We start from the raw sequence: 24,656 nt of genomic DNA, 5'->3' as shown, positions 1-24,656 counted from the left end.
AACGGCCTACTCCCTCAAGCGGCTTTTCGCCTTGAGCCGCGTGACGCTCGCCCCGGTCTGGTTCGCGAACTCGTGTGGAGTGACATGCTCCTGCCGGTTGACCTCTAGGTACCGGCTCCACCAGTTCATGATCAGCCTGCGCTCCTCGATGAACTCAGCCTTGTGAATGTAGGCGGCGCGGATGTTGTTGCGTTCCTTGTGGCTCATCTGCCTTTCAATGGCTGTCTCGGACCACAATCCTGACTCGATCAGTGCGCTACAGGCCATCGAACGAAATCCATGCCCGCAGATTTCGGTTTTGGTGTCATAGCCCATTTTTCTGAGTGCGCTGTTCACCGTGTTTTCAGACATGGGCTTCCAAGGCTTGGCATCGCCTGCGAACACCAGATCGAATTTGCCGGTGAGGGCGTGGATCTGTTCAAGCAGGGTCACGGCTTGCGGCGATAAGGGTACAAGGTGGATATCCCCGGCCATCTTCGTACCCCTTGTTGAAAAGGGGACGCCGTCCAGTGCGGGTCGAGTGTCCGGTATCTCCCAAGTGCCGCGCTTGAGGTCGAACTCGCTCCAGCGGGCGAAGCGAAGTTCGCTGGAGCGGACGAACACATGCAGCGAGAGCATGACCGTCAGCCGGGTAAGTGCGCGGCCTCTGTAGGTGTCGATACGCTCCTGCAATTCAGGCAGATGCGATAAGGGTAAAGCAGGGCGGTGAATCACCCTCGGGGCTTTGATCAAACCTTCAAGGTCGGAGGCAGGGTTTGCCGCGATCTGTCGAGCACGTTTCGCCTCGCGCATGATGCTTTGTAGGTAGTTTTGTACCCTTAAAGCGACGTCAATCGTGCCGCGTTTCTGGATCGCTTCCAGAGGTTGCATCAGGTCATGGGTGTCCAGATCGACAATAGAGCGAGCGCCGATCAGCGGGAAGACATGGGTTTTGAGGCGGCTTAGGACGGTTTTGGCATGGCCCGGAGCCCATTTGGCAGACATCGCTTTGTGCCAGTCCAGTGCGGCGTTTTCAAAGGTTCGGCCTTTGATTGCGGCCTGCGTCTTGGCTTGGTGTTTGGTCTCTATGGGGTCGATGCCTTTCGCCAGCATCCGCTTGACCTCCAGGCGCTTGTTGCGCGCATCGGCGAGGCCAACCACGGGGTAACTGCCGAACGAGGTCAGTCCTTCGCGGCCATCAGGTTTTACATACCTGAGACGCCAGCCTTTACGGCCATTGGGTTGGACTAGAAGGTAGAGGCCGTCGCCGTCGAAAAGCTTGTAAGCGTGGTCGGTGGGCCTGGCTGAGCGGCAAGCCGAATCGGAGAGTGGAGCAGTGGTGCGCGACATAAGGGTACTCCCCCTTTATCGAATTACCTTACCCCTAACACTACCCCTAAAACGGTTGGAACCCACCAGTTTCTGACGGAAACCGATGGAACGCCAAAACGAAAAAACCCGCCAGAAGGCGGGTTTTTCGGGGGTTCCAGAGATTTTGAAAGCCTTCTCTGGAACCTTGTATGGTGCCGGCACCAGGAATCGAACCCGGGACCTACTGATTACAAGTCAGTTGCTCTACCATCTGAGCTATACCGGCGTGTCAGGGCGACGATTATAGCGATTGGGTTAGTTCTGTAAACCCCTGAATTCAGACTATTTTTGCGCAGGCTTTCGGTCAGGCGCGAAGCAGTACTTTCTTGAGTTTCTGCAGGGGGCGTCAGGCTCGGCTGTTTTGCAGGGCGCGCAGTTGGGCTTTGGCCTGTTCGGCGCGTTGCGGGGCGGTGGCGAGGAGGTTTCGGCGTCGGTGACGGGGTGGCTGAATTTGTGGCCTTTACAGAGCTGGAGCGCGTCCAGCCCGACATCCTTGCATGCTGGTCTAGGCGAGGGACGTTATGAGCGCAATTTTCCGCCCGTGATGTCCGAAATTCGGCGGTTATGTCGTTTTGATTGAATGCTTATGCACAACGGGCTGGCGGAATCTGCTTGTTCATTGCGCTTTTGTGGACTCGTTCTCATTTGTCCGCAAATGCCTGTTTTACGGGTTTTTTATTTTTGTGAACAAAAAATGACCAGTAGTGTTTTAGGCGTAAAATAGCGTGGATATTGGATCCACGAGAATTCCATCAACAGAGTTATCCACAGGTTTCGGCTGTTTAAGGGCGCTCTGCCAGGAGCAGGAAATTGCGCGGAGTGAGCGGAGATTCGCAGAAGGTGCCGAGACGAACGACATAACCCTGCTCAATGAGGAAAAGTGCCCGATCGAGTACCAGCCACAATTCCAGCGGTCGTCGGAAAAGGCCTCGCAGCAGCTCCAGGTTGCGCACTTTGGCCAATCGCTGCCAACCGGCGGCTTCCAGTGTGGCCCAATCTGGCGTGCCGACTGTGGATAAGTCTTTGAGTGCGGCTAGATCGCGGCAGTAATCGGCGAAGGGTTTGTCCAGCCAGGCGCTGGGCAGGGAAGGGGTGGGCAGGTATTCGTCGACACCGCGCAGTTGCCGTTGCAGCAGGTCGAACCCCAGGCGCCGGGCCATGGAGGTGTCGCGTTGGCGTCGGACGCGAGCGCCGGCGGTGACGGTTTCGCTCATCGGCAGCGCAAGATCATCGAGGGAAAGGTGTAGGTCGGAGCGCTCGGCCGCACAGGAAAGCGGCTGGTAGGTGTTCAGACTGATCCGGTTGTAGCAGCACGGTGCGATGGCCAGTTGTTTGCAACCGGCGGCGTTGGCGAGCTGGATCAGTCGCACATGCAGATCCCCGCAGGCGTGCAGCGCTACGGGCGTGTGATCGGCGTTCAATAAAGAGGCTGCGCCAGGCGCGAGTACATCCTGTTCGACATGCAGCGCATGCATTTGATGGCGCTGGCTGAGTGCCTGGCCGCTTTCGACCAGCGCCGGGTCGTATTCCAGGCAGGTCAATTGTTGACCGGTTTGCAGCAGGCGTCGCCCCAAATGGCCCTTGCCCGAACACCAGTCCAGCCAATGCGTCGGTGCATGGGCAAACTGCAAACAACCGGCGAACGCTTCAATCTGCTGCCACTTGCGCCCCGGCACATCCACATTCAACCGATGGCCCGCCGCTTCAAGTGCACGAGCCGGCAATTCACCCACCGCACTCAGCTCAAGAGACATCGCCGCCAATGAAGCAAACGGCTCCGGCGCATCGAGCCAGCAAGGCTGGTTATGACTGTTTTCCGCATCTTCCAGCGACCGCCCGCGCAACCACAACGCCAACTCCGGGTAAGACGCTTCCCAGGGCAGTTGCAGATGGGTAAACGGTCGGGGCTTCCACAGCGCCTGATGTTCGATCAGAAAAGCATCCAGCGCAGCGAAGCGGGCGAGCAGGGTCTCGCCCGTCAGCACGCAGGCATCAACGCCCTTGGCAGGCATCGACGCGCAGCCAGCGCTCCAGCAGCTTGAAGCCGCGAACCAGCACGTAGGCCATCAGCAGATAGAACATGCCCGCGGCGAAGAAGATCTCCACCGGCAGGTAGGTGCGGGCAATGATGGTGCGGGCCATGCCGGTCAGTTCCAGCAGGGTCACGGTACTGGCCAGGGCGCTGGCCTTGAGCATCAGGATCACTTCGTTGCTGTACGCCGGCAGGCCGATGCGCGCAGCACGCGGCAGCATGATGAAGAACAGCGCCTTGGCCCGGGACATGCCCAGCGCCCGCGCCGCTTCGATCTCGCCCGGTGGAATCGCCTGGATCGCGCCACGCAGGATCTCGGCGATGTAGGCGGCGGTGTGCAGGGTCATGGTCGCGGTGGCGCACCAGAACGGATCGCGCAGGTACGGCCACATCGAGCTGTTACGCACCGCGTCGAACTGCGCCAGGCCGTAGTAGACCAGGAACAGCTGAACCAGCAACGGCGTGCCACGGAAAAAGAAGATGTAGCCGTAGGGGAATGCCCGCACATACCAGAGTCGAGACGAGCGAGCGATGCCCAGTGGAATCGCCAGCAGCAACCCGGCGATCACGGCGATGGCCACCAGTTCCAGGGTCAGCGTCGCGCCCTGAGCCAGTTTCGGCAGCCACTTGATGATGACTTCCCAATTCATTGGGTGCTCCTCGCAAAGCCGCGAGCGGCGCGTCGTTCCATGAAGTGCATGCCGGTCATGGCCAGAATGGTCAGGCCCAGGTACATGAAGGCGGCCACCATATAGAAGGTGAACGGTTGCTTGGACACGGTCACGCCGATTTGTGCGTGACGCATGATTTCTTCCAGGCCGATGACCGACACCAGCGCAGTATCCTTCATCAGAATCATGAACAGATTGCCCAGGCCCGGCAGGGCGATGCGCCACATCTGCGGCATGATCAGCTTGGTGAAGATGCGGAATTTCGACAGACCCAGGGCCACGCCGGCCTCACGGTGACCTTTGGGGATCGCCAGAATTGCACCGCGAAACACTTCCGTAGCGTAAGCGCCGAAGCATAGCCCCAGTGCAATCACGCCGGCGGCGAAGGCGTTGAGTTCGAGCTCGGGATTGCCGAAGAACTCACCCAGCGCACGCATCAGGTTGACTGTGCCGAAGTAGATCAACAGCACCCAGAGCAATTCCGGGATGCCGCGAACCAGCGTTGAATAAGTGCCGCCAAGCCATTGCAGCGGCTTGTACGGGGAAGTCTTGGCCAAGGCGCCGAGCAGACCGAGTACCAGCCCCAGGCACAAGGCCGAGAGTGCCAGTTTCACAGTCATCAGCGCGCCAGCGGCGAGCGCCGGGCCGAATCCGTAGAGGTCGATAATCATGGATTTCTTTTCAAATCGCGGCAGGCAATGCCGGGGACTGGCGCCGTCAGCGAACGGCGCCGGTCAGGCAGGTCAGAATCAATAGATGCTGAACGGGAAGTACTTGTCGTTGATCTTCTTATAGGTGCCGTCAGCGACGATTTCTTTCAGCGCAGCGTTCAGCTTTTCGCGGATCGGGTCGTTCTTGCGAACAGCGATACCGATCTTGTCGCTTTCTTCCACCGGGTCGCCCTTGAATTCGTAAGCACGGCCGGCGTCGCTTTTCAGCCACTCATAGTTGACGTACTTGTCGGCCAGGATGCCGTCCAGACGACCGGAGGTCAGGTCCAGGTAGGCGTTTTCCTGGGTGTCGTAGAGTTTGACTTCGACGCCTTCCATGTTGTCTTCCAGCCAGGTACCGGCCAGGGTCGCGCGTTGGGCGCCGATTACCTTGCCCTGCAGCGAAGCCTTGTCGGTTTTGAAGTCGACGTCTTTCTTGGCGATGAACTGCAGCTTGTTGGAGTAGTACGGTTCGGTGAAGTCCACCGCTTGCTTGCGCTCGGCGGTGATCGACATCGAGGAGATCAGGAAGTCGAACTTCTTGGCGTTCAGGGCCGGGATGATGCCGTCCCAGTCGGAGGTGACCACGGTGCACTCGACTTTCATCTTGGCGCACAAGGCGTCGCCGATGTCTTTGTCGAAGCCGACGACATTGCCACTGGCATCTTTGTTGTTGAACGGCGGGTAGGCCGCTTCGATGCCCATCTTCAAGGTCTCGGCGGCGGCACCGGCGCTGAAGGCCAGGGTGACGGCCGCAGCCAGGAAGATCTTTTTGTAGTTCTGCATGCGGGTAGCTCCGTTAGCGGTTGCTGGACATGAATTGTTTGCAGCGCGCCGAAAGCGGGTTTTCGAACACCTGCTGTGGCGATCCTTGCTCCTCTACCAGGCCCTGGTGGAGGAACACCACTTCGCTGGAAACCTGACGGGCGAAGCCCATTTCATGGGTCACGAGCAGCATGGTACGGCCTTCTTCGGCCAGTGCGCGGATGACATTAAGTACTTCCTGGACCATTTCCGGGTCAAGGGCGGAGGTGGGTTCGTCGAACAGGATCACCTTGGGCTGCATCGCCAGGGTACGGGCGATGGCCGCGCGTTGCTGCTGGCCGCCGGAGAGTTGCGCGGGGTAGGCGTGGCGCTTGTCAGCGATGCCGACCTTGGCCAGCAGGGCTTCGGCGACTTCGATGGCCTCGGCCTTGCTCTGGCCGAGCACGCGGCGCGGGGCTTCGATGATGTTGTCGAGCACGCTCATGTGCGGCCAGAGATTAAAGTTTTGAAACACAAAACCGATCTCGCTGCGCAGGCGATTGATCTGCTTGCCGTCGGCAGCGACCAGTTCGCCGTTTTTGGCGGGCTTGAGCTTGAGTTCTTCGCCGGCCACCAGGATCTGGCCCTGGTGCGGGTTTTCCAGCAGGTTGATGCAACGCAGGAACGTGGACTTGCCGGAACCGGAGGAGCCCAGGATCGAGATCACGTCGCCGTCGCGGGCGGTCAGCGAGATGCCTTTGAGCACCTCAAGCTGTCCGTAGCGTTTATGCAAGTTGCGGATTTCAAGCGCGGGCGTGGCCTCAGCCATGTGCGTTCCTCATAGTGTGTTGCGCTCCTGCTGTTGGTCGCCTTCCTGGCGAGGCGGCCAAGCTAGCATAGCGTTCGAATGGCAGCCAACAGCGCTAGGGACGGTAAACGGATGGCGTGTGGCAGGTTGTCGCATCGGTACAGCAGACTGTCGCGGTGCTATCAACCGAACAGCCGTTTGAACCCGATGGGGTGCGGCTGTCCCGTAAAAAAAGGCGCGATGTTGCCAGCTTTGGCGGGGTGTTGGAAGCGTTAACCGGCCAAACGTTCCTGATCCGCACTTTTATTGTGCGTGGGGCGATTACGGGGTGTGTTTCTGGTGCGCTGTTTCGTTATCAAAGTGGGTCGCCGGGTAACGCTCTGGCAAATTGCCATTAATCTCAATGACTTGCGATAACTACCCGATCAGGCTGAGAGCCCCGAGGTTGAGGAGTTTGCAACATTTTGGCGCAATTATTGCGTGCAGAATACGGAACGCCCTGTTGGTTTCTTTTTACGAGAAGGAACGCCAAACGGGATGCACGCTTCCGCTTTTCCTTACAAAGGTAGTTTTAATGAGCAGTTCCCCAAGCTCCAATGGCCTTGAACAGGGGCTCAAACCGCGTCATGTGACCATGCTGTCGATCGCCGGGGTGATCGGTGCAGGTCTGTTCGTAGGCTCCGGTCACGCCATTGCCGCCGCTGGCCCTGCTGTGTTGCTGGCCTATGCCGCTGCCGGCATGTTGGTCGTGTTGGTGATGCGCATGCTCGGCGAAATGGCGGTTGCATCGCCTGATACCGGCTCGTTCTCGACTTACGCTGACCGTGCCATCGGCCATTGGGCCGGCTTCACCATCGGCTGGCTGTATTGGTGGTTCTGGGTGCTGGTGATTCCGCTGGAAGCCAACGCCGCCGCAACCATCCTGCATGCCTGGTTCCCCGGCGTGGATATCTGGGCTTTTGCCTTGATCATCACAATGCTGCTGACCGTGACCAACCTGTTCAGCGTAAAAAACTACGGTGAGTTCGAATTCTGGTTCGCCCTGCTCAAGGTAGTGGCGATCATCGGTTTCATCATCCTCGGTGTTCTGGCGATATTCGGCTTTCTGCCAACCAGCCAGGTCAGCGGCGTTTCGCACTTGTTCGACACCCAGGGCTTCCTGCCGAACGGTATGGGCGCGGTGTTGGGTGCCATCCTGACCACCATGTTCTCCTTCATGGGTACCGAGATCGTGACCATCGCGGCCGCGGAGTCGAAGAACCCGGGCAAGCAGATTTCCAAGGCCACCAACTCGGTCATCTGGCGGATCGGTTTGTTCTATCTTGTCTCGATCTTCATCGTTGTGGCGCTGGTGCCGTGGAACGATCCAACGCTGGCCAACCTGGGCTCGTACCAGACAGTGCTTGAGCGCATGGGCATTCCGAACGCCAAGATGATCGTCGACATCGTGGTACTGGTCGCTGTTACCAGCTGCCTGAACTCGGCGCTCTATACCTCGTCGCGCATGCTGTTTTCCTTGGGCAAACGCGGTGATGCACCGGCCATGTCGACACGCACCAATAACAGCGGCACGCCTTACTGGGCGGTGATGCTGTCCACCGGCGCGGCATTCCTGGCCACATTCGCCAACTACGTGGCCCCGGCCGCTGTGTTCGAATTCCTGCTGGCCAGCTCCGGCGCCATCGCGCTGCTGGTGTATCTGGTGATCGCGATTTCGCAACTGCGTATGCGCAAACAGCGCATGGCTCGCGGCGAAAAAATCGTCTTCAGCATGTGGCTGTTCCCAGGCCTGACCTACGCGGTGATCGTATTCATTGTCGCGGCCCTGACCATCATGCTGTTCCAGGACGCCCATCGCGTGGAAATCCTGGCTACTGGTTTGCTGAGCGCGTTGGTCGTAGCGGCCGGGTTGTTTGTGGCTCGTCGTCGCAAGTTGCAGAAAGTAGGCGCGGTGGTGCTGAACTGATTCGTACCGCGTAACGCAAAACGGCCGCTGTCAGTGATGACAAGCGGCCGTTTTTACTTCCGGGGTGACCTTACTCGGCCTTTTCGACCGGCAGCTCCAGCGACTGACGATAACTGTCCAGCGCATCGCCAAAGTCGGTGATGAATTGCGGATCGGTCAGCCAGGCCTGGGCGGCATCGCGGTCCATGCCATCGGCCCACATGCGGTAGTCAATCAGCATGTCGGCGGCCAGGTGCGTGGCGGCCATGGCTTCGTTGTCGGCGTTTTCCATGTCCAGCAGTTCCGGATGGTCGCTGATGATCCCGGCGAGGTTCGACAGCAGGGTCAGCAGCATGTCGTTGCGGCTGGTGGCCTCGGCGTCACGCATTTTGCTGAACATCGCCAGGGTGTATTCCGGGATCGGTTCGCCGATCTCACCCAGGTCATCGTTCAGATCGGCGGGTTTTCTGCCGACCATGCGGATTTGCTTGGCTTTGGCCTTTGCGCGTTTGGCGCGTTTGTGTTGCTTGTTCAGGGATGCCATGGGAACTCAGTGGGTTTTCTGTTGGGTTTGGGCCGCGATGGCGTCGGACGCCGCCACGTAATCAGCCTGGAAGGCCGGGGATTCGATCCACGCCAGGGCGCCGGCTTCGTCGGTCTCGGTGGACCATTGGCGGTACTCGATCAGCGCCGCGAGGATGAAGTCCATCGCACCTTCTTCGCCTTCCTGTTCGTACACCAGCTCCAGCAGCGGGTCTTCAAGGAAGGCTGTGCACATTGCCTGCTGGCTGGTCTTTTCGGCGTCGATCATTTTTTTGAACAGTTCGGTCAGGTCCACCGATTCGAAATCGATGCGATCGTCGTTCGGGTCCAGCTCGACCGGCGCGGCGGCCCGCTGGGTGCGGTTCTGCTTGGCCTTTGCTTTGGCGCGGGAGGCGCGTTTGTTCTGCTTGTTGGCGGAGGCCATGGGCGTCGTTCCGTAATTCGTTGAGAGGGCGCATCAATCAACTGCGTGGCACTCGCCGCCCGGGTGTATCGGGGGCCAGCTCGCCGGTCCGCAGCCAGGACAATGCAATGGGCCATAGTGTGGCTTGGTATGCGCTGCGAAAAAAGGCGAAATGTCCGACTTCTTCTTCGTCGATGTCCTGTGGCTCGATTCTCAGGTGGGTATTTGTACTGTTGGTGAAGTAGCCGAGCAGGCGCTCGATGGCTGGAATCGTGCCATAGGGGTCGTCGCTGAGGCTGATGGCCAGGGTTTGTGCGCTGACGTTGGCGAAGGGCAGCTGGCCGGTTTTGGCGTGGATGAGGCGACCGCTGGGGCGTTGCTCATATCGGGCGCTGGGCATGCTCCAATCGCGAACCACGCCGGCGGGGGTGTCTTCGAGCCAGCCCAGACGTTTACCCGGGAAGTAGCCGCAAAGCATCGTCATCAACGGCATCACCACGTGCCATTTGGCAAGCATCCGCCAACGATGGGCAGGGGCGTAGTCGCGCCAGTAAGCGAACTGCGCGCCCACCGTCACCAGGCGTTGGATCACATGCCCGGAAGCGCCCAGTCCCGCAGCACAGCCGCCAAAGCTGTGGCCGACGACATTGATGGGTTGTCCTGCAAACTCGCGTTGCGCCCTTTGCAGCATCGCCTCGAAATCCAGCGCGCCCCAGTCAGACCATGAGGCCTCAAGCCCTTTCAATGATTCGGGGCGCGACTCGCCGATGCCGCGGTAGTCATAAGTGATCACGTCGAAGCCATTGGCGAACAGGTAATCGGCGAAGCGCGAGTAGTGCCGGCAACGGACTGAGGTGGCGGCGTTGATGATCACCACCGGGCGTGATGGGTCTTGAAGGGCGTGCCGCCAGCTGAAGCCGCCAAGGAGGAAGCCGTCGGCGGCGGGCTCCTTGAAGGATTCGCCGGGTGTGCGGGTGGGCAACGGCAACTCGAGTTGAGTCGGGGCCAGTGAGGGCATGTCCTGCAAGTTCATCGGCTTTGAACCTTTGCGACGAGTCACTCACCATAGTCTTCACGCCGTTTATGAACAATCTACCCGCGCTTATCGGGGCGCTTGAGTAATCGCTCTTCAAGCATCGCTCGCTCCCTATCCAGTTCTGCACGAAGTTCCTCCTCACTGGGCAGTACCAGTCTGTACTTGCTGGCGAACAGCTGTTCGTTGCCTTGCAGCACCGAATAGCGCACCACCGATTCATCTTTCTGCGCGCAGAGAATGATGCCGACGGTGGGGCCATCCTCCTGACCGCGCTTGAGGTCGTCGTACATGCGCACATACATGTCCATCTGGCCGACATCCTGGTGGGTCAGTTCACCGCGCTTGAGATCAAAGATGACGAAGCATTTGAGCAGGTAGTTGTAGAACACCAGGTCGATGTAGAAATCTCTGCTGTCGGTACTGATGCGTTGCTGGCGAGCGATGAAGGCGAAGCCTTTGCCCAGTTCGAGCAGAAAACCCTGAAGTTGATTGATCAGTGCTTGTTCAAGTTCGCTTTCCTGAACCAGGCCCGCATTGGGCAGGCCGAGAAACTCCAGTAGCACGGGGTCCCGGATGAAATCCCGAGGGCTGGCGTTGATTTGTTGGATGTTGGTGGCGGCTTCCTGTTTGACGGCAGACCGGTCGCGGCTCGCCAGCAGGCGTTCGTAGTAGAGGGTGTTGATCTGGCGCTCAAGGGCGCGACTTGACCAGTTCTGGAGCGCTGATTCGTTCATGTACCAGTGGCGAGCGTTGTCGTTGTCGACTCGCAGCAGCCTGCGGTAGTGGGTCCAGCTCAATTCGTGACGCAGTGCGTCACGAATTGGGAATGCTTGATAGAACTGGCGCATGTAACGGAGATTAGAGGTGTCGAAGCCTTTTCCAAACTCCGCTGTCAGTGCATGCGCCAGTGTCGACAGCAGCTGCTTGCCATAAGCCGCCCGCCGAGCCCCTTCCTGCTCGAATTCCACAATATGCCGGCCGATCTGCCAACAGGTTTGCACCTGAACGGTATCGACCGCTCGCAGCACCTTCTGACGCGCTTCACGGATCAGTTCGCCAAGACTGCCGAGCAGTGAAGCCATTTGTGGATCTTGAGTGTTATCGGGTTTGAGGGTGCTCATGACATCTTCCGCGGCTGAAGGAGACAGGCGCAAGAGGATGGCAAGAGAGCGATAGTCGGCGATGCCGGGCGCTGCTGGTAAACCGGAAGGAAATGCCGGATTCGTTATGCAGGACCAAACCGATTGCTCCCTGTATTTGAGGAGCGGATTGCGTAGTCCGATTCGTAGTTAACCCAATTCCGAATCGTTCTAAAACTTGAGTATCCGGCGATAAATCTAAAAGGAGTAACGATTGGGTTCTGTGTAACCCGGGAGTCGCCATCATGAAGTACGTCCATTCATTCATGCTGCCCATTGCCGCTGTCGGCGTACTGATGTTGCCATTCGTGCTTAACGCCGCCAGCCTTGAGCCGATCGACAGCTCAGCCGTGCAAGTCCAGCAGCAACAGCAAAACGGGATTACCTACCTGTCCGGGGGGATTGGAGAGGACGAGGCTAAAGCCATTCAACAAACCAAGGGCTACAACCTGCACATGACCTTCTCTACCGGGCCTCAGGACGAATACGTTCCCGATGTGGATCTGGTTATTCAGAAAGCCGCAGGGCAGACCGTGCTGACACTGAGTGAGGCTGGACCGTTGGTTTACGTTCAGCTGCCGGCCGGCAAGTACACCGTTGTCGCCACGCATAAAGGTGAGGTGCGGCGTGATACAGCGGATGTCGGCAGTGGTGCCGCTCGCAATCTGGTTTTCCACTGGGGCGGTCAAAACTAGTCAGGAGAGGTGGCTTGCGTGATGCCCGATTAAATCGCAGGCATAAAAAAACCCTGAATCTTGCGATTCAGGGTTTTCGGTATTTGGTGCCCAGAGACGGAATCGAACCGCCGACACGGGGATTTTCAATCCCCTGCTCTACCGACTGAGCTATCTGGGCAACGGGGCGCATTAAACGGGTTTTTCAGGGGGTCGTCAAGCAAGTTTTCAAAAAATATTTAATTATTACCGTCGCTTACGTGCCGACCCCGGATTTTGATCAATTATTGAGCAGGTGGAACGTAGCCTTCGGCCTTGGCGTATTCCTCGCCGGAAAAGAACTTGTCCATTTCGCCCTGAAGGTATTTGCGGTCTTCGGCGTTCATCATGTTCAGGCGTTTTTCGTTGATCAGCAGGGTCTGGTGTTTCTGCCAGTCGGCCCAGGCCTTGGCCGAGACGTGGTCAAAAATGTCCTGACCTTTTGCGCCCGGGAATGGAGCGCGCTCCAGGGCGGGCAGTTCTTCTTTGTACTTGCGGCACATGATGGTGCGGGTCATGACGACTCTCCTGCGTTCAATACGGCGGCCGCGCGTTCGAGCAAGGTTTTGACCGGGGCGGCAAGGCCCAGGCGCGGCGGGGTGGCGAGGTTATACCAGAGCCAGTCGGCCTCGGCCACGTGATGGCCGGCCTCCTGGACCTGCACCAGCCAGGGTTCGATGGATAATTGAAAGTGGCTGAAGGTGTGCACCAGGCTCGGCAGTGCCTGCTGGCTGCCCAGTTCCAGCGAGTGCTGCGAGGCCAGATGTTGCAGGTCGTCGAGGTCATCGAGTTCCGGCAGGCTCCAGAGACCGCCCCACAGGCCCGTGGAAGGGCGACGGTAAAGCAGAATCGCGCCGTCGCCGTTGGCGAGCATCGGCATCAGCGTGCGCTTCTGTGGCACGGCTTTGCGTGGCTTGGGGATCGGGTAGCGGGTTTCCAGGCCGAGCATGTGTGCTTCGCAGCCCTTTTCCAGCGGGCAGAGCAGGCAGCTCGGCTTGCTGCGGGTGCAGAGCGTCGCGCCCAGATCCATCATCGCCTGGGTGTAGGCGTTGACCCGATCGTATGGCGTGAAGCGCTCAGCGTTGGCCCACAGCTGTTTGGCGACCTTCGGCTCGCCCGGATAACCCTCTTGCGCGGTAAAGCGCGCCAGCACCCGTTTGACGTTGCCGTCGAGGATCGGGGCGCGGATGCCCATGCTCAGGCTGGCAATCGCCCCGGCCGTGGACAGACCGATACCCGGCAGCTCGGTGAGTTTTTCCACATCACGGGGAAACTCGCCGCCGTATTCGGCGACCACAATCTTCGCGGTCTTTTGCAGATTGCGCGCGCGGGTGTAGTAACCGAGGCCGGTCCACAGGTGCAGCACTTCGTCTTCCGGTGCTGCGGCCAGGGCTTCGACGGTGGGCAGCGAGGCCATGAACCGGTCGAAGTAGTTCAGCACCGTACTGACCTGGGTCTGTTGCAGCATTATTTCCGAGACCCACACCCGGTAAGGGGTGATGCCCTGTTGCCACGGCAAATCGTGGCGGCCGTGGCGGTCGTACCAATCCAGCACGGCTGTTGAAAACTGCTCGGCTCTCATCGCTTGAACAGCCCCTTGAGCGCGTTTTTCAGTTCCGGGCTGACTTTGTCGCCGAGCTTCTCGTCGATTTTTTCGCTGATCCGCTCACCGGCCAGTTTGCTGGCGACTTGGCTCATGCGTTCGTTGTCGAGGCGGCAAGCCTTGGCGCCCAGCTCTAGCGGACCACGGCAGCGCAGCGGCCATTCGATGCCGACGAATTTCTCGCCGACCTGACAAGCCGGGTCTGGCATGTCGCTCTTGTCGCCTTCGACGATGATGCCGAGGCGGTAATCCATGCCCAGTACCCGCAGGTCGATGTCGCCGCTACCGTTGACGGTCATCCCCGGGACTCGCACTTTCAGGTCCGGGTTATTGGCCACGCCGTTGCGCAAAATCAGGTTGCCCTTGAGCTCCTCGAACGGCGTGTCCTTGCCCCGCGGTTCGCCACTGAGGGTTTTGCGATTCAGGGTGGCGATGCCTTTGCACAGCTGTTGCTCAAGGTTGGCATTGAGCAACATGCCGTTGTTGATGACGAAACTGGCGTTGCCGTTGAGGCTGTCGATCAGCGCGCTCTGGCTATTGCCGCTGCCTGTCAGGGCGCTGTTGAGCGTGACCAGGCCTTTGACCGGCGGATTTTTCCCCTGGCTTTCGAGGATTTTTTCCACAGGCACTTTGCTGATGCGTGTCTGCATGTTCAGCGCCGGCACTTGCTGGCGTACATCCAGGGTGCCCTTGGCTTCGAAGTCACCGTCGTACAGATCGCCGCGCAAGTTCTCCAGAGTCAGCAAGCCGCCCTGGCCGTTAGCCTTGAGCGCCGCGTTCTGAATCGGCAGTTTGTCGAGGGTCAGTTGGCCGAAGGTCAGGTCGGCGTCCACGTCGAGTTTGCTCAAGCGCTCCACCGGCAACAGATGTTCAGTGCTCCAAGGGCCTTTGGTTGGTGAAGGTGGCAGCGGCGTGCTGCCCGCGCCGGCCATGGCCTCGGCCTCGGTGCTGGCGACTTCGGCCTTGCGCACCTGAGTTGCGCTATTGGCTTCGGCGGATTTCGGCGGCAGGTAACGGTCGACGTTAAAGGTGTCAGCCTTGAGGGTTGCCCGCAGTGATTGTTTGGCGAAGTCTTCGATAGCGATGCGGCCGCTGAAGTTGCTGTCGTCGAGTTTCAGGTTGAGGTTGTCGAGCGACAGGCTGGTCGGCGTGCCGGCCACCTGGCTGACCAGTTCGACTTTGCTCAGGCTGCCTTCGGCCATCGCCGGAAGTTTCTGGCCGATGCTGTCGACGAATTTCGCCAGATCGAATTGGGCAATCGACAGGCCACCGCTGATTTGCGGAGTCTTGTCGAGGTCGTTGGCCTTCAGTTCACCCAAGGCGCGCAACTGGTTGGCGGAGATCTTGATTCCGGTCCATTCGGCGACGTTGGCGGCCTTGTCCAGCAGCAACTGACCTTGAGCGGCGAAGGTCATGGTCTTGCCTTGCAGCGGATCGCCAGAGACTTCGCCGGAGAGTTTCATGTCTTCGAATTTGTAGCGCTGCAGCGCACGCTCGAAACGCAGCTCGCCGGCCAGCTCGGTCCGCACTCGCAGAACCGGTTGGTTGGTACCCAGGAACGCCGTGAGTTTGACCGGGATGTTGGTCGAGTCATGTACCGGGCCGGTACTCAGCTGGATGCTTTCGGCGCTGAACTGCTTGCCGGTTTTCTCATCGCTGTACTCAACGCGGGCGTTGTTGACGGTCAGGCTGTCGATGTCCAAGCGGATCGGCTGAGCCGGTTTTTCTGCCTGGGCGGTGGTCGTTGGCGCGGGTTCGCCGGTGGCGGCGGACGGCATGGCCGGGGTCGTCGGAGCGGCAGGCGCCGGCACCTTGCCGATGTCTTCCCAGTTGCCGTGGCCGTCCTTGTCGCGGTTCAGGCGCAGGTTCAGGCCTTCGACGCGCACATCGCTCATCTGCACTTCGCGGCGCAGCAGCGGAATCACGCGGACCGACAGGCCGAGCATCTGCAGGTCAGCAAACGGCTCGGTGGGCTTGGCCAGGGTCGCCACACTGGCTTCGTGCAACTCCAGGCCCAGCCAAGGGAACAGGCTCCAGCCGATATCGCCATTGAGCGTCAGCTCGATGTGGGCCTTGTCGCGGGCAATCTGGCGAATCTCGTCTTTATAGTCGTTGGGATCGAAGAGGTGGGTCAGGGCAAAGCCCAGCGCCACAATGATCAGCAACAGCCCGAGAAGTACCAGACCCAGGATTTTGCCGAACGCTTTCATGGGCGAGTCCTTGTATTAGTCGAATTCGAAATTTAGCCGGGGAGTATAGCGCCCCGAAGTGGCCGCCCGGTCAGCGATCATGTCGGGAGCACATCCAGCGGCACTTTCAGCTTAGCCGCCAGCGCCTGGGCTTCTAGGTGCCCGGCAGGCGCCAGCAAGTGCAATGTCGCGCCCGATTGCGCCGCCATTTTCTGCGCTTCGCTCACCAGGCGCTCGGCAACACCACGGCGGCGGGTGATTTTTCGCACGCATAAATGGGACAAATGCCAGGTGTCATGGTGCCGTTGCAGACGTGCTGCGCCCAGCAAGCGATCGTTGAAGCGTCCGGCGATCAGCGAGCCGTCCCGCAAGCAGCTTTCGATCAGCCCGGCATCCCCTGTAAATGGCGCAAACAGCCAGTCTGGGGCGTCGCGGTAGATCTTCTGCAGATCTTGCTGATCCTGATAAGTGGCCTGGTTCAGCAGCTCGACGATGATCGGCATGGAGATTCCTGTGAAGTTAAACGGAGCCATTCCCCGTACGCGTGAAAACAATGTTCATCCAGTGGTACGAGATCGGATGACATACAAAAGGTGATATCAGTTTGGTTTTTCTGTCACGTGCAAATGGTAACCTCTGCCCGTTCGTCCGTCCTTCTGCGACGTGATGTCGCACCAAAATGAAGCTTCACCTAAAAATAGTCATGCCTGCGTGCATAAAGGCTGGGGGTGAGGAGCGCTGGCGAACCCTACTAATAATTGGGGGAAACACCATGACTACGAGCATCACGGCGGACGGCTTTGCCGACCAGCCTGCGTTCCTGTCCAAGGAGCGCATCATCGCCAAGCCCGGTTTTAACCGTTGGCTTGTACCACCGGCCGCTCTGGCCATCCACCTGTGCATCGGCATGGCCTACGGCTTTTCGGTGTTCTGGCTGCCACTGTCCAAAGCCCTGGGCGTCACCAAAGCCGTGACTTGCGCGCCGGACATGAGCTTCATCGCCCAGGTCTTTTCGTCTCAATGCGACTGGCCGATCTCGATGCTCGGCTGGATCTACACCCTGTTCTTCATCTTCCTTGGCTGCTCGGCAGCGATCTGGGGTGGCTGGCTCGAACACGCAGGTCCTCGCAAGGCGGGCGTTGTGTCGGCATTGTGCTGGTGTGGCGGTCTGCTGATTTCGGCGTTGGGGGTCTATACCCACCAGATCTGGCTGATGTGGATCGGCTCCGGAGTCATTGGCGGTATCGGCCTGGGGTTGGGCTACATCTCGCCGGTCTCGACCCTGATCAAGTGGTTCCCGGACAAGCGCGGCATGGCGACCGGCATGGCGATCATGGGTTTCGGTGGCGGCGCGATGGTCGGCGCTCCACTGGCTGCAGCCCTGATGGGCCACTTTGCTTCGCCAACCAGTGTCGGTGTATGGCAGAGCTTCCTGGTGATGGCCGCGATCTATTTCGTGTTCATGATCGGTGGCGCGCTGTCCTATCGCGTTCCGCCAACCGGCTGGAAGCCTGAAGGCTGGACGGCCCCGGCGAAAAAAGCCTCGAACGCGATGATCACTCATCGCCACGTCCACGTGAATGTGGCGTGGAAGACCCCGCAATTCCGTCTGGTGTGGCTGGTGCTGTGCCTGAACGTTTCGGCGGGTATCGGCATCCTCGGCATGGCTTCGCCGCTGTTGCAGGAAGTGTTCGCCGGTAAATTGCTTGGCAACGACCTGACGTTCGGTCAGCTGGACGCTTCGCAACTGGCTTCGATCGCTGCCATTGCTGCCGGTTTCACCGGTTTGCTGAGCCTGTTCAACATCGGTGGCCGGTTTTTCTGGGCTTCGTTCTCGGACTACCTGGGCCGCAAAAACACCTATTTTGTGTTCTTCGCCTTGGGTTTCGCCCTTTACGCGCTGATCCCGAACCTCGGTCACCTGGGCAGCGTTGCGCTGTTCGTGGCGGCGTTCTGCATCATCCTGTCGATGTACGGCGGTGGTTTTGCGACGGTGCCGGCTTACCTGGCGGACCTGTTCGGTACGCAAATGGTCGGCGCGATCCACGGTCGTCTGCTGACGGCCTGGGCGGCGGCGGGTGTGTTGGGGCCGGTGTTGGTGAACTATCTGCGTGAATATCAGCTGAGCATCGGCGTTGAACGTGCCGCAGCGTACGACATCACCCTGTACATTCTCGCGGGCCTGCTGGTGCTGGGTTTCATCTGCAACCTGCTGGTGCGCCCGGTGGCCGACAAGTACTTCATGACCGACGCTGAACTGGCCGCCGAACAGGCGCTGGGCCACGACAAAGGTGCTGACGCCAGCACTGTGCTGGAGTGGAAAGCGGATGCGGGCACCAAGCCTTTGGCGGTGGCTGCGTGGCTGGTGGTGGGGATTCCATTGGCGTGGGGTGTTTGGGTGACCCTGCAGAAAACGGCTGTTCTCTTCCACTAAGTAAACGCATTACCCCTGTAACTGATCGTTCCCACGCTCCGCGTGGGAATGCCTCCCGTGACGCTCCGCGTCACCTTCAGAGCGGACGCGGAGCGTCCAGGGCTGCACTCCCACGCAGAGCGTGGGAGCGATCAGTGGTCCTGGGATGCTTGTACTGACATGTCTATCCCCGACGGCACGGGGTTCACTCCGTCAGTCATATCACCTCCTGTGTTTCTGTTTAGCGCCCGCGACCCTATAATGGCTGCCTTTTTCGCCCCAATGATTTTTTGCGGAGCTGGTGATGGCCGAACGTATGGCGTCTGTCGAGCGCGACACTCTGGAAACCCAGATCAAAGCCTCGATCAACCTGGATGGCACCGGAAAGGCCCGATTTGATATCGGTGTGCCTTTTCTTGAGCACATGCTGGACCAGATCGCCCGTCACGGGCTGATCGACCTGGATATTGTCAGCAAGGGCGACCTGCATATCGACGACCACCACACGGTGGAAGACGTCGGTATCACCCTGGGTCAGGCCTTCACCAAAGCCATCGGCGACAAGAAAGGCATCCGTCGCTACGGCCACGCCTACGTGCCGCTCGATGAAGCGCTGTCGCGTGTGGTGATCGACTTCTCCGGCCGTCCTGGCTTGCAGATGCATGTTCCGTATACCCGCGCTACCGTCGGCGGCTTCGACGTTGACCTGTTCCAGGAATTTTTCCAGGGCTTCGTCAACCACGCCAACGTCACCCTGCACATCGATAATCTGCGTGGGCACAACACCCACCACCAGATCGAGACTGTGTTCAAGGCTTTCGGCCGCGCGCTGCGCATGGCCGTGGAGCTGGATGACCGCATGGCCGGGCAAATGCCTTCGACCAAAGGCGTTCTGTAATGCAGACGGTCGCGGTTATCGATTACGGCATGGGCAACCTGCACTCGGTGGCCAAGGCCCTCGAGCACGTTGGTGCCGGCAAGGTCTTGATCACCAGCGATGCCGACGTGATTCGCGAAGCCGACCGGGTGGTATTCCCCGGCGTTGGCGCGATTCGCGATTGCATGGCGGAGATTCGTCGCTTGGGCTTCGATTCGCTGGTGCGTGAAGTCAGCCAGGACCGTCCGTTCCTTGGCATTTGCGTGGGCATGCAAGCCTTGCTCGACAGTAGCGAAGAGAACGACGGCGTCGACTGCATCGGTATGTTCCCGGGCCAGGTGAAGTTCTTCGGCAAAGATTTGCACGAAGATGGCGAGCACCTGAAAGTGCCGCACATGGGCTGGAACGAAGTGAAGCAGACGGTGAGTCACCCGCTGTGGCACAACGTTCCGGACCTGGCGCGCTTCTACTTCGTGCACAGCTACTACATCGCTGCCGACAATGCACGGCAGGTGGTCGGTAGCGGTCATTACGGGGTCGATTTCGCCGCCGCGCTGGCCGATGGCTCGCGTTTCGCCGTGCAGTTCCACCCGGAGAAGAGCCATACCCATGGCTTGCAATTGCTGCAGAACTTCGCTGCGTGGGACGGTCGCTGGTAAATGGCTGTCAAGAAGAGCAAGCCGCCGATCCTGACCCTCACTCCCGAGCAGGAGAGCGAGGCCAATCACAAGATCAAACGCTTCATGGAGGACCGCTTCGAACTGGACCTGGGTTCATTCGAAGCGGCTGAAATCCTTGAGCTGTTTACCCGCGAAATTGCTCCGCACTATTACAACAGGGCGATTTTCGATGTGCAGACGCACCTCAAAGAGAGGTTCGAAAGCATCGAAAGCGACCTGTGGGCGCTCGAGAAAAACTGATTTCCGAGCGAAGCTGAACACTCGAATTTGAAGGTTTGCCAGATGCTGATTATTCCCGCTATCGATCTCAAAGACGGTGCCTGTGTTCGTCTGCGCCAGGGCCGCATGGAAGATTCCACGGTGTTCTCCGATGACCCGGTGAGCATGGCTGCCAAGTGGGTGGAGGGCGGTTGCCGTCGTCTGCATCTGGTCGACCTGAACGGTGCGTTCGAAGGCCAGCCGGTCAACGGCGAAGTGGTCACCGCCATCGCCAAGCGCTACCCGAACCTGCCGATTCAGATCGGCGGCGGTATTCGTTCCCTGGAAACCATCGAACACTACGTGAAAGCGGGTGTGAGCTACGTGATCATCGGCACCAAGGCCGTGAAAGATCCGGCCTTCGTCGCCGAAGCCTGCCGCGCGTTCCCAGGCAAGGTGATTGTCGGCCTCGATGCCAAAGACGGTTTCGTCGCCACCGATGGCTGGGCTGAAATCAGCACCGTGCAGGTCATCGACCTGGCCAGGCAATTCGAAGCCGACGGTGTGTCCGCGATCGTTTATACCGACATCGCCAAAGACGGCATGATGCAGGGCTGCAACGTCTCTTACACCGCTGCTTTGGCTGCTGCGACGAAGATCCCGGTCATTGCATCCGGCGGTATCCACAATCTGGGTGACATCAAGTCGCTGCTCGACGCCAAGGCGCCGGGCATCATCGGCGCCATCACCGGCCGGGCGATTTACGAAGGCACCCTCGATGTCGCTGAAGCGCAAGCTTTCTGCGATTCGTACAAAGGCTGAGGACTCACCATGGCGCTGGCCAAACGCATCATCCCTTGCCTGGACGTGGATAACGGCCGGGTGGTCAAGGGCGTCAAGTTCGAGAACATTCGCGACGCCGGCGACCCGGTGGAAATCGCCCGTCGCTACGACGAGCAGGGTGCCGACGAGATTACCTTCCTCGACATCACCGCCAGCGTCGACGGTCGCGACACCACGCTGCACACCGTCGAGCGCATGGCCAGCCAGGTGTTCATCCCGCTGACCGTGGGCGGCGGCGTGCGCACCGTGCAGGACATTCGCAACCTGCTCAATGCCGGCGCGGACAAGGTCTCGATCAACACCGCTGCAGTGTTCAACCCGGAATTCGTCGGCGAAGCGGCGCAGCATTTCGGCTCGCAGTGCATCGTCGTCGCCATCGACGCCAAGAAAGTTTCCGGCCCGGGCGAAACCCCGCGCTGGGAAATCTTTACTCATGGTGGTCGCAAGCCAACCGGCCTTGACGCCGTTGAGTGGGCGAAGAAGATGGAAGGCCTCGGTGCCGGTGAAATCCTGCTGACCAGCATGGATCAGGACGGCATGAAAAACGGCTTCGACCTGGGCGTCACCCGCGCCATCAGCGATGCGCTGGGGATTCCGGTGATCGCCTCCGGTGGTGTCGGCAACTTGCAGCACCTGGCTGATGGCATTCTCGAAGGCCACGCCAGCGCGGTATTGGCGGCGAGTATTTTCCACTTCGGCGAATACACCGTTCAGGAAGCCAAGGCCTACATGGCTCATCGCGGAATCGTGATGCGTTAAACATACAGGCCAGTGGACAGTATGGCGGGCTCAAGGCACTCTTGGGCACGCCATGGATTCCGGTAGCCCGACATGCTTAAACGACTTCTTCTTGCCCTCGCCAGCGTTTCTCTGTTGTTCATCAACGGAGTTCATGCCGAAGAAAGTCCCGACACCGGCCTGGTGTTGCTGACGGAAAACTTCCCGCCGTACAACATGGCGAAGAACGGCAAGAACTTCGCCCAGGACGAGAATATCAACGGCATCGCCGTGGACATCGTCCGCGAGATGTTCAAGCGCGCCGACATCCCCTACAGCCTGACGCTGCGTTTCCCTTGGGAGCGAATCTACAAACTCGCCCTGGAAAAGCCCGGTTATGGCGTGTTTGTGATGGCGCGGTTGCCGGACCGCGAGAAACTCTTCAAGTGGGTCGGCCCGATCGGTCCGGACGACTGGATCATGCTGGCCAAGGCCGATAGCAAGATCACCCTCGAGTCGCTGGAGCAGGCGCGCAAATACAAAATCGGCGCCTACAAGGGCGATGCGATTGCCGAGACACTGGCCAAGCAAGGGCTGAAGCCGATTGTGGTGCTGCGCGATCAGGACAACGCGAAGAAGCTGGTTAACGGTCAGATTGACCTGTGGGCCACCGGCGATCCGGCCGGGCGTTACCTGGCGCGGCAGGACGGGGTGACCGGGCTCAAGACCGTGCTGCGCTTCAATAGCGCCGAGTTGTACCTGGCGCTGAACAAGGGCGTGCCGGATGAGACCGTGGTCAAGCTGCAGGCCGCGCTGGATCAGTTGCGCAAGGAAGGCGTGGTGGACGACATCATGGCGCGGTATTTGTAGCGCTCAACGTCCAACCTTCTGTCATGCATATACCACTGTGGGAAGTTAGCGGTAGACGCCATCCTTGCCATGCGCAGCTGTCGCGCGATTGCCACGCACGCTGATCATCAATTTGATGTCGATCCAGTCAATCCCCTGCGCCTTGAGCTTGGGCAACTCACGCTCCAGCACCGCCAGCGTTTGCGGATACGGATGCCCGATCATCACCGCCGAGCCCTGCTTGCGCGCCAGGCTGATCGCCGCCTGTAGCTGCGTGAAGATCGCCGCTTCGGTGGGCTCGTCATCCAGAAACACATCCCGCGAAACACTTGCCAAGCCAATCTTCTGCGCCTCGGCGGCGGCCACGGTTTGTGCACTGGTGCGGCTGTCGACGAAGAACTTGTGCCGACGCTGCAAGTCCGCCATCAACCAGGCCATGGCCGGTTGCTGAGCGGTCATGCGGCTGCCCATGTGGTTATTGATGCCGGCAGCGTATGGCACTGCGTTGAACGCCGCATTCAGGCGCTTCTCGAGTTCTTCGATGGGCAACTCGGGATGCCAGGCGAACGGCCCGGTGGCCGGGTCCATGGGCATGTGCAGGATGACGGTCTTGCCGGCGCGATGGGCTTCGCGGGCGAATTCGGTGGCGTGGGGTGTATCGGGCATGATCGCCGTGGTGACCGGACCGGGCAGGGCCAGCACGCGACGATCCCGGGGCAGGTTCTGCCCCAGGTCATCAATGATCAGGCTCAGATAAGCCTTGTGAGGTGTGGTCGCTGTGGTGGCGGGCGCCGCGTGAGCAACACCCGCCAGACTGCACAGCAGACCGAGTAGCAACCGCAAGCGCATCTCAGTGGCCGCGGGTGATGCTCAGCCCTTTGAGCAGGCTCAGGGCCTGGGCCAACTGGTAATCGTCATCCTGCGGCATGGCCTTGGCTTTGCCGCCCGAACCGCTTGGTTTGTCGGCGCCGCCGTTGCCATTGCCCAAGTGACCTTGCAGATCGGCTTCCTTGAAGTACTCGCCGTCCTGCTCGTTGGTGATCTTGGCCTTGCGCACTTCGATGTCCGGGACGATGCCCTGAGCCTGGATCGAGCGGCCGTTCGGCGTGTAGTACAGCGCCGTGGTGATTTTCAGTGCGCGGTCGTTGTTCAGCGGCAACACGGTCTGGACCGAACCTTTGCCGAAACTGGTGGTGCCCATGACCACCGCGCGTTTCTGATCCTGCAGGGCGCCGGCAACAATTTCCGAGGCTGAGGCGCTGCCGCCGTTGATCAGCACGACCATTGGCACGGCTTCGCTTTCGTCCTTGCCGGTGGCGGAGAAGCGCAGTTCGGAGTTGGCGATGCGGCCCTTGGTGTAGACGATCAGGCCCTTGGTGATGAAGTGGTCGACCACTTCCACCGCCGATTGCAGCACGCCGCCCGGGTTGTTACGCAGGTCGAGGACGATGCCGCTGAGCTTCTTGCCGTTGTCCTTGCGCAGCTTGGCCAGGGCCTTGGAAACCTCTTCGCCGGTCTTGACCTGGAACTGGGTGATGCGGATGTAGCCGTAGCCAGACTCCAGCAACTGGCTCTTCACGCTCTTCACTTGAATGATGGCGCGGACCAGGGTCACATCGAATGGCGCGCCGCCGTCGCGCACCAGGGTCAGGGTGATCTTCTGGCCGATCTTGCCGCGCATCTTGTCCACGGCTTCGGTCATGCTCTGGCCGCGAGTCGGCTGGCCGTTGATCTTGACGATGAAGTCGCCGGCCTGAATGCCGGCCTTGGAAGCCGGGGTGTCATCGATGGGCGAAACCACTTTGATGAAACCGTCTTCCGCGCCGACTTCGATGCCCAGGCCGCCGAATTCGCCGCTGGTGCTTTCCTGCAACTCAGCGAAGTCTTCCGGGCCCAGGTAGGCGGAGTGCGGGTCGAGGTTGCTGAGCATGCCTTTGATGGCGTTTTCCAGCAGGGTCTTGTCATCTACCGGTTCTACATAGGCTGCCTTGATCCGGTCCATGACTTCGGCAAAGGTGCGCAACTCGTCCAGCGGCAATGGCGCCTTGGTGGTCGCAGCAGTGCCGGCAGGCGCGACCGCCGGGGCCGGTTGAGCGGCAAACGCCAGAGGCGCGCCGATCACCAGGGCGATCGTCAGGGCCAGCGAGGTAAGGCGGGACAAATGCAGCATGTCGAACGAACTCCTGAAGTAGA

The 24,656-nt window shown here is 59.8% G+C and carries 25 protein-coding genes and 2 tRNA genes; 9 read left to right on the top strand and 18 right to left on the bottom strand.

Translation table 11 applies throughout. The annotated features are described in order from the left end of the window. Nucleotides 1-6: 6 nt before the first annotated feature. The 7 genes from PMI21_RS10940 to PMI21_RS10970 form a co-directional block, all read right to left on the bottom strand. Nucleotides 7-1,329 carry a tyrosine-type recombinase/integrase gene (locus PMI21_RS10940; protein ID WP_007939471.1) on the bottom strand — a complete coding sequence of 441 codons (1,323 nt, stop codon included), beginning with the start codon at nucleotides 1,327-1,329 and terminating at the stop codon, nucleotides 7-9. A gap of 171 nt (nucleotides 1,330-1,500) precedes the next feature. Continuing rightward, nucleotides 1,501-1,576 (bottom strand) — tRNA-Thr (locus PMI21_RS10945). Between the two features lie 556 nt (nucleotides 1,577-2,132). Next, nucleotides 2,133-3,362: a methyltransferase gene (locus PMI21_RS10950; RefSeq protein ID WP_007939470.1), complete on the bottom strand. Its 1,230-nt coding sequence runs from the start codon at nucleotides 3,360-3,362 to the stop codon at nucleotides 2,133-2,135. Then, nucleotides 3,343-4,032, bottom strand: coding sequence for an ABC transporter permease (locus tag PMI21_RS10955; RefSeq protein ID WP_007939469.1), 690 nt, complete (start codon nucleotides 4,030-4,032; stop codon nucleotides 3,343-3,345). The genes PMI21_RS10950 and PMI21_RS10955 overlap by 20 nt, the downstream gene beginning before the upstream one ends. After that, nucleotides 4,029-4,724: an ABC transporter permease gene (locus tag PMI21_RS10960; protein ID WP_007939468.1), complete on the bottom strand. Its 696-nt coding sequence runs from the start codon at nucleotides 4,722-4,724 to the stop codon at nucleotides 4,029-4,031. The genes PMI21_RS10955 and PMI21_RS10960 overlap by 4 nt, the downstream gene beginning before the upstream one ends. 78 nt (nucleotides 4,725-4,802) lie before the next feature. After that, nucleotides 4,803-5,549, bottom strand: coding sequence for an ABC transporter substrate-binding protein (locus tag PMI21_RS10965; RefSeq protein ID WP_007939467.1), 747 nt, complete (start codon nucleotides 5,547-5,549; stop codon nucleotides 4,803-4,805). Nucleotides 5,550-5,562: 13 nt separating this feature from the next. After that, nucleotides 5,563-6,336, bottom strand: a complete 774-nt coding sequence (locus PMI21_RS10970; protein WP_007939465.1) for an ABC transporter ATP-binding protein — start codon at nucleotides 6,334-6,336, stop codon at nucleotides 5,563-5,565. Between the two features lie 553 nt (nucleotides 6,337-6,889). On the opposite strand from PMI21_RS10970, the gene gabP reads away from it, so the two are divergent. Beyond that, a complete protein-coding gene (gene gabP, locus PMI21_RS10975) occupies nucleotides 6,890-8,281 on the top strand; it encodes a GABA permease (protein WP_007939464.1) in 1,392 nt (463 codons plus the stop codon). Nucleotides 8,282-8,351: 70 nt separating this feature from the next. Here gabP and PMI21_RS10980 read toward each other — a convergent pair whose 3' ends face one another. From PMI21_RS10980 to PMI21_RS10995, 4 genes are read right to left on the bottom strand one after another with little or no spacing between them, the layout of a single operon-like run. Further along, complete coding sequence (locus PMI21_RS10980) at nucleotides 8,352-8,804, bottom strand: hypothetical protein (protein ID WP_007939463.1); 453 nt, start codon at nucleotides 8,802-8,804, stop codon at nucleotides 8,352-8,354. 6 nt (nucleotides 8,805-8,810) lie between these two features. Then, entirely contained in the window at nucleotides 8,811-9,227 is a 417-nt protein-coding gene (locus tag PMI21_RS10985) for a hypothetical protein (protein WP_007939462.1), read from the bottom strand. Between the two features lie 37 nt (nucleotides 9,228-9,264). Next, entirely contained in the window at nucleotides 9,265-10,239 is a 975-nt protein-coding gene (locus tag PMI21_RS10990; protein ID WP_007939461.1) for an alpha/beta hydrolase family protein, read from the bottom strand. Between the two features lie 59 nt (nucleotides 10,240-10,298). Beyond that, nucleotides 10,299-11,363, bottom strand: a complete 1,065-nt coding sequence (locus PMI21_RS10995) for a PDDEXK nuclease domain-containing protein (protein ID WP_007939460.1) — start codon at nucleotides 11,361-11,363, stop codon at nucleotides 10,299-10,301. Between the two features lie 263 nt (nucleotides 11,364-11,626). Here PMI21_RS10995 and PMI21_RS11000 point away from each other — a divergent pair, with 263 nt between their 5' ends. Then, on the top strand, nucleotides 11,627-12,076 hold the full coding sequence (locus PMI21_RS11000) for a hypothetical protein (RefSeq protein WP_007939459.1): 450 nt from the start codon (nucleotides 11,627-11,629) through the stop codon (nucleotides 12,074-12,076). Nucleotides 12,077-12,160: 84 nt separating this feature from the next. On the opposite strand, the gene PMI21_RS11005 is transcribed toward PMI21_RS11000, so the two are convergent. From PMI21_RS11005 to PMI21_RS11025, 5 genes are all read right to left on the bottom strand, one after another. Continuing rightward, nucleotides 12,161-12,236, bottom strand: a tRNA-Phe gene (locus tag PMI21_RS11005). 103 nt (nucleotides 12,237-12,339) lie between these two features. Continuing rightward, entirely contained in the window at nucleotides 12,340-12,612 is a 273-nt protein-coding gene (locus PMI21_RS11010; RefSeq protein WP_007939458.1) for an oxidative damage protection protein, read from the bottom strand. After that, entirely contained in the window at nucleotides 12,609-13,676 is a 1,068-nt protein-coding gene (mutY, locus tag PMI21_RS11015; protein ID WP_007939457.1) for an A/G-specific adenine glycosylase, read from the bottom strand. Before mutY ends, PMI21_RS11010 begins: the two co-directional genes overlap by 4 nt. Continuing rightward, nucleotides 13,673-15,907, bottom strand: coding sequence for an AsmA family protein (locus PMI21_RS11020; protein ID WP_007939455.1), 2,235 nt, complete (start codon nucleotides 15,905-15,907; stop codon nucleotides 13,673-13,675). The genes mutY and PMI21_RS11020 overlap by 4 nt, the downstream gene beginning before the upstream one ends. Before the next feature lie 77 nt (nucleotides 15,908-15,984). Further along, nucleotides 15,985-16,389 carry an acetyl-CoA sensor PanZ family protein gene (locus PMI21_RS11025; RefSeq protein WP_007939454.1) on the bottom strand — a complete coding sequence of 135 codons (405 nt, stop codon included), beginning with the start codon at nucleotides 16,387-16,389 and terminating at the stop codon, nucleotides 15,985-15,987. Nucleotides 16,390-16,658: 269 nt separating this feature from the next. Between PMI21_RS11025 and PMI21_RS11030 the strand changes: the two genes are divergently transcribed. The 7 genes from PMI21_RS11030 (at nucleotide 16,659) to PMI21_RS11060 (ending at nucleotide 22,484) form a co-directional block, all read left to right on the top strand. Beyond that, a complete protein-coding gene (locus PMI21_RS11030) occupies nucleotides 16,659-18,320 on the top strand; it encodes an OFA family MFS transporter (RefSeq protein ID WP_007939453.1) in 1,662 nt (553 codons plus the stop codon). A gap of 283 nt (nucleotides 18,321-18,603) precedes the next feature. Then, entirely contained in the window at nucleotides 18,604-19,197 is a 594-nt protein-coding gene (gene hisB / locus PMI21_RS11035; RefSeq protein WP_007939452.1) for an imidazoleglycerol-phosphate dehydratase HisB, read from the top strand. Beyond that, nucleotides 19,197-19,835, top strand: coding sequence for an imidazole glycerol phosphate synthase subunit HisH (gene hisH / locus PMI21_RS11040; protein WP_007939451.1), 639 nt, complete (start codon nucleotides 19,197-19,199; stop codon nucleotides 19,833-19,835). Before hisB ends, hisH begins: the two co-directional genes overlap by 1 nt. Further along, nucleotides 19,836-20,096, top strand: coding sequence for a DUF2164 domain-containing protein (locus PMI21_RS11045; RefSeq protein ID WP_007939450.1), 261 nt, complete (start codon nucleotides 19,836-19,838; stop codon nucleotides 20,094-20,096). 42 nt (nucleotides 20,097-20,138) lie between these two features. Further along, complete coding sequence (gene hisA, locus PMI21_RS11050) at nucleotides 20,139-20,876, top strand: 1-(5-phosphoribosyl)-5-[(5-phosphoribosylamino)methylideneamino]imidazole-4-carboxamide isomerase (protein ID WP_007939449.1); 738 nt, start codon at nucleotides 20,139-20,141, stop codon at nucleotides 20,874-20,876. Nucleotides 20,877-20,885: 9 nt separating this feature from the next. Beyond that, nucleotides 20,886-21,656 (top strand): imidazole glycerol phosphate synthase subunit HisF, encoded by a 771-nt coding sequence (gene hisF, locus PMI21_RS11055; RefSeq protein WP_007897430.1) that lies wholly within the window; start codon nucleotides 20,886-20,888, stop codon nucleotides 21,654-21,656. A 72-nt stretch (nucleotides 21,657-21,728) separates the two neighbouring features. After that, a complete protein-coding gene (locus PMI21_RS11060; RefSeq protein WP_007939448.1) occupies nucleotides 21,729-22,484 on the top strand; it encodes a substrate-binding periplasmic protein in 756 nt (251 codons plus the stop codon). A 45-nt stretch (nucleotides 22,485-22,529) separates the two neighbouring features. Here PMI21_RS11060 and PMI21_RS11065 read toward each other — a convergent pair whose 3' ends face one another. Continuing rightward, the gene (locus PMI21_RS11065) at nucleotides 22,530-23,312 is read right to left on the bottom strand and encodes a divergent polysaccharide deacetylase family protein (protein WP_007939447.1); all 783 of its coding nucleotides are present in this window, start codon (nucleotides 23,310-23,312) and stop codon (nucleotides 22,530-22,532) included. 1 nt (nucleotide 23,313) lies between these two features. Beyond that, on the bottom strand, nucleotides 23,314-24,633 hold the full coding sequence (locus PMI21_RS11070; RefSeq protein WP_007939446.1) for a S41 family peptidase: 1,320 nt from the start codon (nucleotides 24,631-24,633) through the stop codon (nucleotides 23,314-23,316). Between the last annotated feature and the right edge of the window lie 23 nt (nucleotides 24,634-24,656).

The sequence above is a fragment of the Pseudomonas sp. GM18 genome (genome assembly GCF_000282195.1).
Taxonomy (GTDB): Bacteria; Pseudomonadota; Gammaproteobacteria; order Pseudomonadales; family Pseudomonadaceae; genus Aquipseudomonas.
The sequence above is the reverse complement of the archived record's forward strand: the minus strand, read 5'-3'. Positions and strand labels throughout refer to the sequence as shown.

Coding starts and splice junctions, on each gene's coding strand:
- PMI21_RS10940 (WP_007939471.1), bottom strand. CDS start 1,329: ATGTCGCGCACCACTGCTCCACTCTCCGATTCGGCTTGCCGCTCAGCC.
- PMI21_RS10950 (WP_007939470.1), bottom strand. CDS start 3,362: ATGCCTGCCAAGGGCGTTGATGCCTGCGTGCTGACGGGCGAGACCCTG.
- PMI21_RS10955 (WP_007939469.1), bottom strand. CDS start 4,032: ATGAATTGGGAAGTCATCATCAAGTGGCTGCCGAAACTGGCTCAGGGC.
- PMI21_RS10960 (WP_007939468.1), bottom strand. CDS start 4,724: ATGATTATCGACCTCTACGGATTCGGCCCGGCGCTCGCCGCTGGCGCG.
- PMI21_RS10965 (WP_007939467.1), bottom strand. CDS start 5,549: ATGCAGAACTACAAAAAGATCTTCCTGGCTGCGGCCGTCACCCTGGCC.
- PMI21_RS10970 (WP_007939465.1), bottom strand. CDS start 6,336: ATGGCTGAGGCCACGCCCGCGCTTGAAATCCGCAACTTGCATAAACGC.
- gabP (WP_007939464.1), top strand. CDS start 6,890: ATGAGCAGTTCCCCAAGCTCCAATGGCCTTGAACAGGGGCTCAAACCG.
- PMI21_RS10980 (WP_007939463.1), bottom strand. CDS start 8,804: ATGGCATCCCTGAACAAGCAACACAAACGCGCCAAACGCGCAAAGGCC.
- PMI21_RS10985 (WP_007939462.1), bottom strand. CDS start 9,227: ATGGCCTCCGCCAACAAGCAGAACAAACGCGCCTCCCGCGCCAAAGCA.
- PMI21_RS10990 (WP_007939461.1), bottom strand. CDS start 10,239: ATGAACTTGCAGGACATGCCCTCACTGGCCCCGACTCAACTCGAGTTG.
- PMI21_RS10995 (WP_007939460.1), bottom strand. CDS start 11,363: ATGAGCACCCTCAAACCCGATAACACTCAAGATCCACAAATGGCTTCA.
- PMI21_RS11000 (WP_007939459.1), top strand. CDS start 11,627: ATGAAGTACGTCCATTCATTCATGCTGCCCATTGCCGCTGTCGGCGTA.
- PMI21_RS11010 (WP_007939458.1), bottom strand. CDS start 12,612: ATGACCCGCACCATCATGTGCCGCAAGTACAAAGAAGAACTGCCCGCC.
- mutY (WP_007939457.1), bottom strand. CDS start 13,676: ATGAGAGCCGAGCAGTTTTCAACAGCCGTGCTGGATTGGTACGACCGC.
- PMI21_RS11020 (WP_007939455.1), bottom strand. CDS start 15,907: ATGAAAGCGTTCGGCAAAATCCTGGGTCTGGTACTTCTCGGGCTGTTG.
- PMI21_RS11025 (WP_007939454.1), bottom strand. CDS start 16,389: ATGCCGATCATCGTCGAGCTGCTGAACCAGGCCACTTATCAGGATCAG.
- PMI21_RS11030 (WP_007939453.1), top strand. CDS start 16,659: ATGACTACGAGCATCACGGCGGACGGCTTTGCCGACCAGCCTGCGTTC.
- hisB (WP_007939452.1), top strand. CDS start 18,604: ATGGCCGAACGTATGGCGTCTGTCGAGCGCGACACTCTGGAAACCCAG.
- hisH (WP_007939451.1), top strand. CDS start 19,197: ATGCAGACGGTCGCGGTTATCGATTACGGCATGGGCAACCTGCACTCG.
- PMI21_RS11045 (WP_007939450.1), top strand. CDS start 19,836: ATGGCTGTCAAGAAGAGCAAGCCGCCGATCCTGACCCTCACTCCCGAG.
- hisA (WP_007939449.1), top strand. CDS start 20,139: ATGCTGATTATTCCCGCTATCGATCTCAAAGACGGTGCCTGTGTTCGT.
- hisF (WP_007897430.1), top strand. CDS start 20,886: ATGGCGCTGGCCAAACGCATCATCCCTTGCCTGGACGTGGATAACGGC.
- PMI21_RS11060 (WP_007939448.1), top strand. CDS start 21,729: ATGCTTAAACGACTTCTTCTTGCCCTCGCCAGCGTTTCTCTGTTGTTC.
- PMI21_RS11065 (WP_007939447.1), bottom strand. CDS start 23,312: ATGCGCTTGCGGTTGCTACTCGGTCTGCTGTGCAGTCTGGCGGGTGTT.
- PMI21_RS11070 (WP_007939446.1), bottom strand. CDS start 24,633: ATGCTGCATTTGTCCCGCCTTACCTCGCTGGCCCTGACGATCGCCCTG.